Here is an 8,105-nt window from a genome sequence, read left to right as displayed (position 1 = left end):
CATCTGCGTAATCGGCGTAATCTGTGGATAAATGACTGCTTGCTCACGGAGGAACCGCGGCGGGCTGTTCTCAAGCAGGCAGGTTGTCCGCAAATGAACGCGAAGACACGCGAATAAGGCAAACAACGGATCGCTAGAAGGCCGGATGATGTGATGTACACGGCGCACGCTAACGACAGTTCGCAGAGGGTGCACTCTGTGTGCGCAGTTCGGTAAGCGACCTTGTGATGGCTTCGTTCCTCGAGAGGAACCACAGATTACGCAGATTGCACAGATGAGGAAGCGCGTGGCGCGTGCGTCAGACGACAGCGCCCGACCGCGACTTCTTGTCTTTGATCTGTGTGAACTGCGGACTTTTCCGTCGGGCTATCGCTACCAGGATCAGGACGCCAATGCAGTCGGCCTCGCACCACGGCCAAATCAATGCATCTGCGTAATCGGCGTAATCTGTGGATAAATGACTGCTTGCTCACGGAGGAACCGCGGCGGGCTGTTCTCAAGCAGGCAGGTTGTCCGCGAATGAACGCGAAGAGACGCGAATAAGACGAAAGGCAGATTGGTCGAAGGCCCAGGTGGTTGGGTGTTAGCGCCGCGCGCTATAGGTAGTCTGCAGAGGCTGCACTCTGTGGGCGCAGTTCGGTAAGCGACCTTGTGATGGCTTCGTTCCTCAAGCGGAACCACAGATTACGCAGATTGCACAGATGAAGAAGCGCGTGGGGCAGGCGACCGGCGAAGCGAACGACCGTGACTTCTTGTCTTTGATCTGTGTGATCTGCGTCGATCTGCGGACCTTTCTGTCCGGCCACCGCTACCAAGGCCAGGGCGCCAATGCAGCCGGTCACGCATCACGGCCAAATCAATGCATCTGCGTAATCGGCGTAATCTGTGGATAAACGACTGCTTGCTCACGGAGGAACCGCGGCGGGCTGTTCTCGAGCAGGCAATTCGTTTGAAAATGAACGCGAAAATACTCGAAAGACCGATAATTCGACGGGTAAGCGATCCGTGCTGCAACCCGTATGCTGACGTTCGTTACTGATCACCAAGAGCCGCGATTTGATGATGCCATCCGTTACCACGCTTTACCTGGCAGCTGCGCTATGGGCCGGTGTGCTGCTGGGCGGCGTGTTCGTGCTGTTCTGGGCGCGCTCGAAACAGGCGCAGCTGATGGCCGACCGTGCTAGCGCCCAGCGCGAAGCCGACACGCGTGCGGCCGAATTGGCCGAGACCCGCGCGGCCCTCGATAACGCCCGCGCCGACAACGCGCGCCTGGAAACCCGCCTGGAGGCCGAACGCCGCCATGCCGAGGACAAGCTCAAGACGCTGACCGAAGCACGCGAAGCGCTCACCCACCAGTTCAAGACCCTGTCGCAGGAGATTCTCGAGGAAAAAAGCCGAGCCTTCACCGAGCAGAACAAGGCCAGCCTGGAACCGTTGATCAACCCGCTGCGCGAGCATATCGGGCGCTTCGAAAAACAGGTGCGCGAAGCCTACGACCAGGAAAACCGCCAGCGCTCGGCCCTGGCGGAGCAGGTGCGCCTGCTCGAACAGTCCAACAAGGCCATCGCCGAGGATGCGACCAATCTCGCCAATGCGCTGCGCGGCGAATCCAAGACCCAGGGCAACTGGGGCGAGATGATTCTGGAAACCGTGCTGGAACGCTCGGGCCTGGAAAAGGGCGTGCAGTACGAAACCCAGTTCGCGGCCACCACGGAGGACGGCAATCGCCAGCTGCCGGACGCGGTGGTGCATCTGCCAGAACAGCGCAGCATCGTGGTCGATGCCAAGGTGTCGCTGACCGCCTATCTGCGGGTGCACGAAGCCGAGGACGAGGCCACGCGCCGTGCGGCCCTGGCCGATCATGTAGCCTCGGTACGGCGCCATCTCAAGGGCCTGTCGGCCAAGAACTACCAGAACATCGACCGCATCGAAACGCTGGACTATGTGTTCATGTTCATCCCCTCGGAAGCGGCCTACGTCGAGGCCCTGCGCGGGGATTTCGATCTGCAGCGCGAGGCGCTGGATGCGAATATCGCATTGGTTTCGCCGACCACGCTCATGCCCATGCTGCGGGCGATCGCCAACCTGTGGAAGCTCCAGCAGCAGGAAGAAAACGCCGCCGAGATCGCCAACAGGGCCGGCGCGCTCTACGACAAGTTCGTGGGCTTCGTGGACGATCTGGACAAGCTCGGCCGGGCCATGGACACCGCCAACAAGGCCTTCGATTCCGCCCGCAACAAGCTGGTGAGCGGACGCGGCAATATCGTTCGGCGCAGCGAACAGTTGAAAAAGATGGGCGCGAATACCAGCAAGTCGATGGGCGCCACGTGGGTGCGCCAGGCCGAGCTGGGCTCATCCACGCACGCCGATGAAGCGCCCGACGACGATAACGACGACCTGGACGAACGCCATGAGCCTTAAAGACGAGCTTGCCCTGCTGCGTGAGCGTATACCGCCGGTGACCGCCGAACGCGCGGCCGAACTGGCGCGCGATGGCGCGCTGCTCGTGGATATCCGCGAGGCCGACGAGATCGCCCAGGGCACGCCGGTGGGGGCGAAAGCGCTGGGCCGCGGGTTTTTGGAAATGCGCATCGAAGAACAGGTCAGCGATCCGAGCCAGACCATTCTGCTCATGTGTGCATCCGGCTCGCGCTCGCTGCTGGCGGCCGATCAGCTCACGCGGCTCGGCTATACCGATGTGCGCTCGGTGGAAGGCGGCTTCGATGCCTGGAAGGACGCCGGGCTGGCGTTCGAAACGCCGGCCATGCTCGATACCGCCGACCGCGCCCGCTATGCGCGCCAGCTCACCCTGCCGGAGGTCGGTGAAGCCGGCCAGACGAAGCTGCGCGATGCGCGGGTACTGATCATCGGCGCCGGCGGGCTGGGTTCGCCGGCGGCCTATTATCTGGCCGCGGCCGGCGTGGGGCATATCGGCATCGTCGATCACGACGTGGTCGATCGCTCCAACCTGCATCGCCAGATCCTGCATCGCGATGCCAGCGTCGGCCAGCCCAAGGTGCGCTCGGCGATGGCCAGCCTGAGCGCGCTCAATCCGAGCATCGATATCGAGCCGATCGAAAAGCGCGTGAGCGCCGACAACGCCGCCGAGCTGGTTGCAGGCTACGATCTGGTGGTGGACGGCTGCGATAACTTCGCCGCGCGCTATGCCATCAACGACGCCTGCGTGGCTGCGAAGATCACGCTGGTCTATGGCGCGGTCGAGCGCTTTTCCGGCCAGGTGGGGGTGTTTCCGGCCGGCGGCCAGCCCTGTTACCGCTGCCTGTTCGCCAGTGCCCCGCCGGCGGGTGCGGCGCCGACCTGCGCCGAAGCCGGCGTACTCGGGGTGGTGCCCGGTCTGGTGGGCACGCTCCAGGCGCTGGAGGCGATCAAGCTGATCGTGGGTATGGCGGATACGCTTTCGGCCCGGGTACTGACCCTGGATGCCCGCACCCAGCGCTGGCGCAGCCTGCAGGTGCCGGCCGACCCGAACTGTGCAGCCTGCGGCGGGTGAGACGGGCGATATCCGCTCGGCCTTTGACACACCGGGGCAATAACGACCGACGATAGTCGACTATCGTCGAGGTCGGGCGCGTTGCTAGCATTTGCCGACTGTACAGCGCCCGAAGGTGGGGGCGCGAAAGCGTGGGGAGACGATATGCCGGCCTTTCTTCTAATCGTGATCACGCTGGTGGCGTTCTATTTCGCCTACAGGTTCTACTCGCGCTATCTGGCAGAAAAGGTCTATCGGCTCGATCCGAACTTCGTCACTCCGGCGCATGCCATGCGCGACGGCGTGGACTTCGTTCCCACGCACAAGCATGTACTGCTTGGCCATCATTTCACATCGGTGGCGGGTGCGGCGCCGATCGTAGGCCCGGCGATTGCGGTCTACTGGGGCTGGCTGCCGGCACTCACGTGGGTGATTCTGGGCACGATCTTCGCGGCCGGCGTACACGACTTCGGCTCTATCGTCGTCTCCGCGCGCAACCGTGGCCAGAATATCGGCACCCTGTCCGGCAAGGTGGTATCGGCGCGCGCGAGTACGCTGTTTCTGCTCATCATCTTCTTCTTGCTCACGCTCGTGAACGCGGTGTTCGGCGTGGTCATGGCGATCCTGTTCGAAAAGAACCCCGGCGCGGTGGTACCGGCGCTGATCGTGATCCCGATCGCCGTGTTCATCGGCCAGTGGGCCTATCGCATGGGCCGATCGATCGTCATTCCCTCGATCCTGGGGCTGTTGCTGCTCTATGCCGCAATCCCGGTCGGCCAGGCCTATCCGATCTACGTCGACGGGCTGGCCGAGGCGGTCGGGCTGTCGGTGCGCACGACCTGGATCATCCTGATCTTTGCCTATACCTGGATTGCCTCACGGCTGCCGGTGTGGGTGCTGCTGCAGCCGCGCGATTACATCAACGGCCAGCAGCTCATCGTCGCGTTGGTGGTGATCTTTCTCGGTGTACTCATCGGCTGGGATACGATCAGCGCGCCGGCGGTCAACGAAGTCGCGCCGAATTCGCCGCACTGGTTCCCCTATCTGTTCATCACCGTGGCCTGCGGGGCGATTTCCGGCTTCCACAGCCTGGTTGCGTCCGGCACCACCTCGAAACAGCTGGGTAACGAAACCGAGGCGCGTTTCGTCGGCTACGGCGGCGCGCTGGGCGAAGGCGCACTGGCGCTGGCCGCGATTCTGGCCTGTACCGCGGGCCTCGGCGCCGCCGGCGACTGGAACGCCGCTTACGCTGATTTCGGCGCGGCCTCCGGCGGCGCGCTCGGCCATTTCGTGACCGGAACCGGCCATTTTCTGAGCAACCTCGGCATCCCGGCAACGCTGGGCGCGACGTTCGCGGCGGTCGTGGTCATCACCTTCGCCGGCACCACCATGGACACCGGGGTGCGCCTGCAGCGCTATATCCTGGAAGAAATCGCAGAGCTGGCCGGGGTCAAGGCGCTGGTGGGCCGGGTCAATCTGCTTACCACGCTCGCCGTGCTGATTCCGCTGGGGCTGGCACTGCTGCCCGGCGGCGACAGTTCCGGCGGCAAGGGTTTTGCCTTCGGCCGTCTGTGGACGCTGTTCGGTACCACCAACCAGCTCACCGCCGGGCTCGCGCTGTCGATCATCGGCGTATGGCTGCTGGCTCGCAATCGCAACCCGCTGGCAGCCCTGATTCCGCTGGTGTTCCTGCTGTTCATGACCACCTGGGCGCTGCTGCTCAACCTGGGCGACTTCTTTGCCAAGGGCGACTGGCTGCTGCTGGTGATGGATGCCGCGATCTTCGTGCTCGCGGCCTGGCTGGTGGTAGAAGCGTTCACCGCGTTCAACCGCGAACGTCGCAACCCGAGCGCAGGTGCCGAGGAATCGTGAGTTCGGCCTCCGTCGTCGACCCTGCCGTGCGCGGCAGGCTGGCGGACGGGCGCGTTCACCAGGTGATTCTGGTGCGCGAACAGGATGCCCAACATAGCGGCTCGGGTTGCTGTGGCCGGCTGGGCGAACGCCATACGGCGCTCGGCGGCGCCGCCGATTTCAGCCACAGCCGGGCACGCATGGAACAAGTCGGCGAGATCTATCGAGCACTGGCCGCCGCCGTGCCGGATCTGGAGCTGACCGTGGTCGACCCGCGGAATCTGGTCTGGCTCTACCCTGCGGTCTGGCGCGCGGCGCGTGCCAATGGCGCCGGCGTATTCGCCGCGCTGCGGGCCGTGGCCCGGGCGGGCGCGCCGGTGGCCGTGGTCGTGGACGGCAATACGCTCATTCGGGCCGCCTGCCTGATACGCAGACCGTGATGGCCGCCGTGCTGGCAAGGGTGCAACAGTCTTCGCCGGCTCGACCTACCGCAGACGCGCAGCGACAGCCATGACCGACAAGAGCCTCTGGCAACGTTTTTCCGACTATCACGACGAACTGTTCATGGCGCCCTGGCGTGCCGGCATCGCCCGCGAAGCGCGTTCGGAAGAAGACGTGCTGGTGGCGCTGTTGTTTCTCGAGGCCCTCGGTATTCCCGGGCCCGCCGACTACTATGCCCTCGAGCTCTATCCCGACCTGATCGAGGCCTTTCATCGCTGGCATCAGCGCATGGGTATGGAAACATTCCCCGAAGCCGGTGTCTGTTGTTGACTTTGCGCGGGAGAGGGGGGGGGGCGATAAAGAAGCGGACTTGATATAAAGAGTCCAGCCAGCTAGATAAAATCTGATTGATCTACAGCTATTGTGCTCCGAAAGAGGCCTGAATCGGAAGATAAATTCTGGCTTATGCCAGTGCAGCTAAGTCGACCACAGTATTCAAAGACTACGCAAAGACTGACTCTGACCGCCATGCCTACGATCTGAGGTGCGTAGCTTTGAGTTAACGGCAAAAAAAAGTTACACAGCGTGCGCTTTAAGCGGCTTAAAAGATTCGAAGAAGAGGGGATGTAAGACAGTGACACCTGAGATGGATTTGCCGACTGGCCGAATACTTAGTACGACATTGCATCACATCGATATCGGTGGGCAGGTTTGCGAACGTGTAGCAATCCCTGGAGAAGCGGACGATCTTGAACAGTATCTTTCTGAGCTGCTGGGCGAGATCGGAAACAAGCCTCAAAAGCGCGAATATGCGTTGGCCGCACAAACTACTGAGTTCGCAAGAGCCTTAAGGGTGTTCTACGAAGAGCCGGACTTGAGCATGTGTGATGAGGCAGAAGGGCTAGCGGGCAGGCTGTTACGTATTGAAATTACGACGGACAATAAATTCGGCCACTTGAACCCTGAGGGGACAGGGCACGTTAAAAAGGGAAGTTTCCTCCAGTTTATATACAAGGATGGACATTCGATACAATATCTGGGCGTAAAAATTGAGCATCAATCGTTTATTGATGAAGAAGACTTCCGGCGAAAGATTGGTCTTGGCGAGACTCAAAAAGTCTACAAAGCGTGCAAAGTCGGTTTTGACAAAGATGGTCAAGTTTTTGACGTCTTGATATTTGACACGAACTCTAAACCGTCAACCTATTGGTGGCGTGACTTCTGGGAGCTGACCGAGCTAAGGACGGACGAACATAATACGAAGACTGCGATAAAAGCCGTAACAAAAACATTGGCTCCGCTAAAAAAGGTGTCTAGAGCAGACTACACTCTTCTGCGTAATGCCTCGGTGGCCGCATTTAAAAAAGAGGGCCGGATGAATTTTGATGAGTTCGTGACCGAGGTTTTTTCCACGTACTCAGCGGAAACCGAGCAGTCGGAAAAAAAGATTAAGGAGATTACAAAGAAATTATGAAAACTCCCGGAGCGCAAAAATTTCGACAGTCAATTCGATCTAAAGCCCGGAGCGGTGCCCTTTCGACAAATCACTGTTCCGGTTACGAGTGAGATCAATCTTCAATACACTGAGGGTATTGCTAATCTAGAAGATAAGATCTGGTCTTCGCGGACTAGAGACGGTAAGACGGTATTGCTCGTCGATGCTAACGAAGAGAATGCACGTCGATTCAAGTTCAAGCCGATGGAATAATTGAGTGTTTGAAAGCTTAAAGACATCTTTTTCTGATGTTGAGTTAATCGAGCTTCAAGAGCGGCTTGACGAATATCGAATTGTCATTCGGTCTTCTTTGTGTTCGCCAAGTCGTGCTTTAGAGCACACTGACGAAATTTTCAATCTTGCAGAGAAGTTGTCGCCGCGTGACAGGTATGAGTTGGAAATCGATTTCGACGGGGATGCGTCGGCGATTACAAATGTGGGTGCTGTTGGTAGAGGTCTCGCGAGAGAGCACATAGAAGAATGCATAGACCCCGGTACCGCGACGTATACCATTACGATTCGTAAGCCGAAAGACTCATGTGTATCTATCTATAGCCTAGAAGCCTTCGCTACATATCTTCGCTCCGAGTCTGTATCTCTACTATTTAGCGCGCTCTCTACTCGATTTAGCGATAGGCTTCTATTTGAATGCAAAGATTTAGATAATGTCGCTGGTAGTCAAACTATCCAGTTCATCCCGTGGGGAAAAGGGCCTGAAGATATAGAAGCGAGCTACGCTCATTTCTGGTGTATGAGCGATTGAAGGAGGCGGCACCCACCTGCTGAAATTAGTAAGACCAATCACTGATTTCAGACGACAGAAGAGGT

General features: G+C 59.6%; 7 protein-coding genes. All 7 read left to right on the top strand.

The genetic code is table 11. The features are described 5' to 3' along the window. Positions 1-1,059 precede the first annotated feature (1,059 nt). The 7 genes from rmuC (at position 1,060) to CMN27_RS11505 (ending at position 8,040) form a co-directional block, all read left to right on the top strand. Complete coding sequence (gene rmuC / locus CMN27_RS11535; RefSeq protein ID WP_293626584.1) at positions 1,060-2,421, top strand: DNA recombination protein RmuC; 1,362 nt, start codon at positions 1,060-1,062, stop codon at positions 2,419-2,421. After that, positions 2,411-3,511, top strand: a complete 1,101-nt coding sequence (gene moeB, locus CMN27_RS11530; protein WP_293626583.1) for a molybdopterin-synthase adenylyltransferase MoeB — start codon at positions 2,411-2,413, stop codon at positions 3,509-3,511. Before rmuC ends, moeB begins: the two co-directional genes overlap by 11 nt. Before the next feature lie 144 nt (positions 3,512-3,655). Further along, on the top strand, positions 3,656-5,362 hold the full coding sequence (locus CMN27_RS11525) for a carbon starvation protein A (RefSeq protein WP_293626581.1): 1,707 nt from the start codon (positions 3,656-3,658) through the stop codon (positions 5,360-5,362). Further along, positions 5,359-5,781, top strand: coding sequence for a hypothetical protein (locus CMN27_RS11520; RefSeq protein ID WP_293626580.1), 423 nt, complete (start codon positions 5,359-5,361; stop codon positions 5,779-5,781). The genes CMN27_RS11525 and CMN27_RS11520 overlap by 4 nt, the downstream gene beginning before the upstream one ends. Positions 5,782-5,851: 70 nt before the next feature. After that, complete coding sequence (locus CMN27_RS11515; protein WP_293626578.1) at positions 5,852-6,112, top strand: cory-CC-star protein; 261 nt, start codon at positions 5,852-5,854, stop codon at positions 6,110-6,112. A gap of 304 nt (positions 6,113-6,416) precedes the next feature. Next, positions 6,417-7,256 carry a nucleoid-associated protein gene (locus CMN27_RS11510; protein ID WP_293626577.1) on the top strand — a complete coding sequence of 280 codons (840 nt, stop codon included), beginning with the start codon at positions 6,417-6,419 and terminating at the stop codon, positions 7,254-7,256. A 238-nt stretch (positions 7,257-7,494) separates the two neighbouring features. Next, the gene (locus CMN27_RS11505) at positions 7,495-8,040 is read left to right on the top strand and encodes a hypothetical protein (RefSeq protein ID WP_293626575.1); all 546 of its coding nucleotides are present in this window, start codon (positions 7,495-7,497) and stop codon (positions 8,038-8,040) included. Positions 8,041-8,105 lie beyond the last annotated feature (65 nt).

The organism is Salinisphaera sp., from assembly GCF_002729955.1.
In the GTDB taxonomy this organism is placed as follows: Bacteria; Pseudomonadota; Gammaproteobacteria; order Nevskiales; family Salinisphaeraceae; genus Salinisphaera.
Note: the sequence above shows the minus strand (reverse complement) of the source record. Positions and strands in the feature narration are given on the sequence as shown.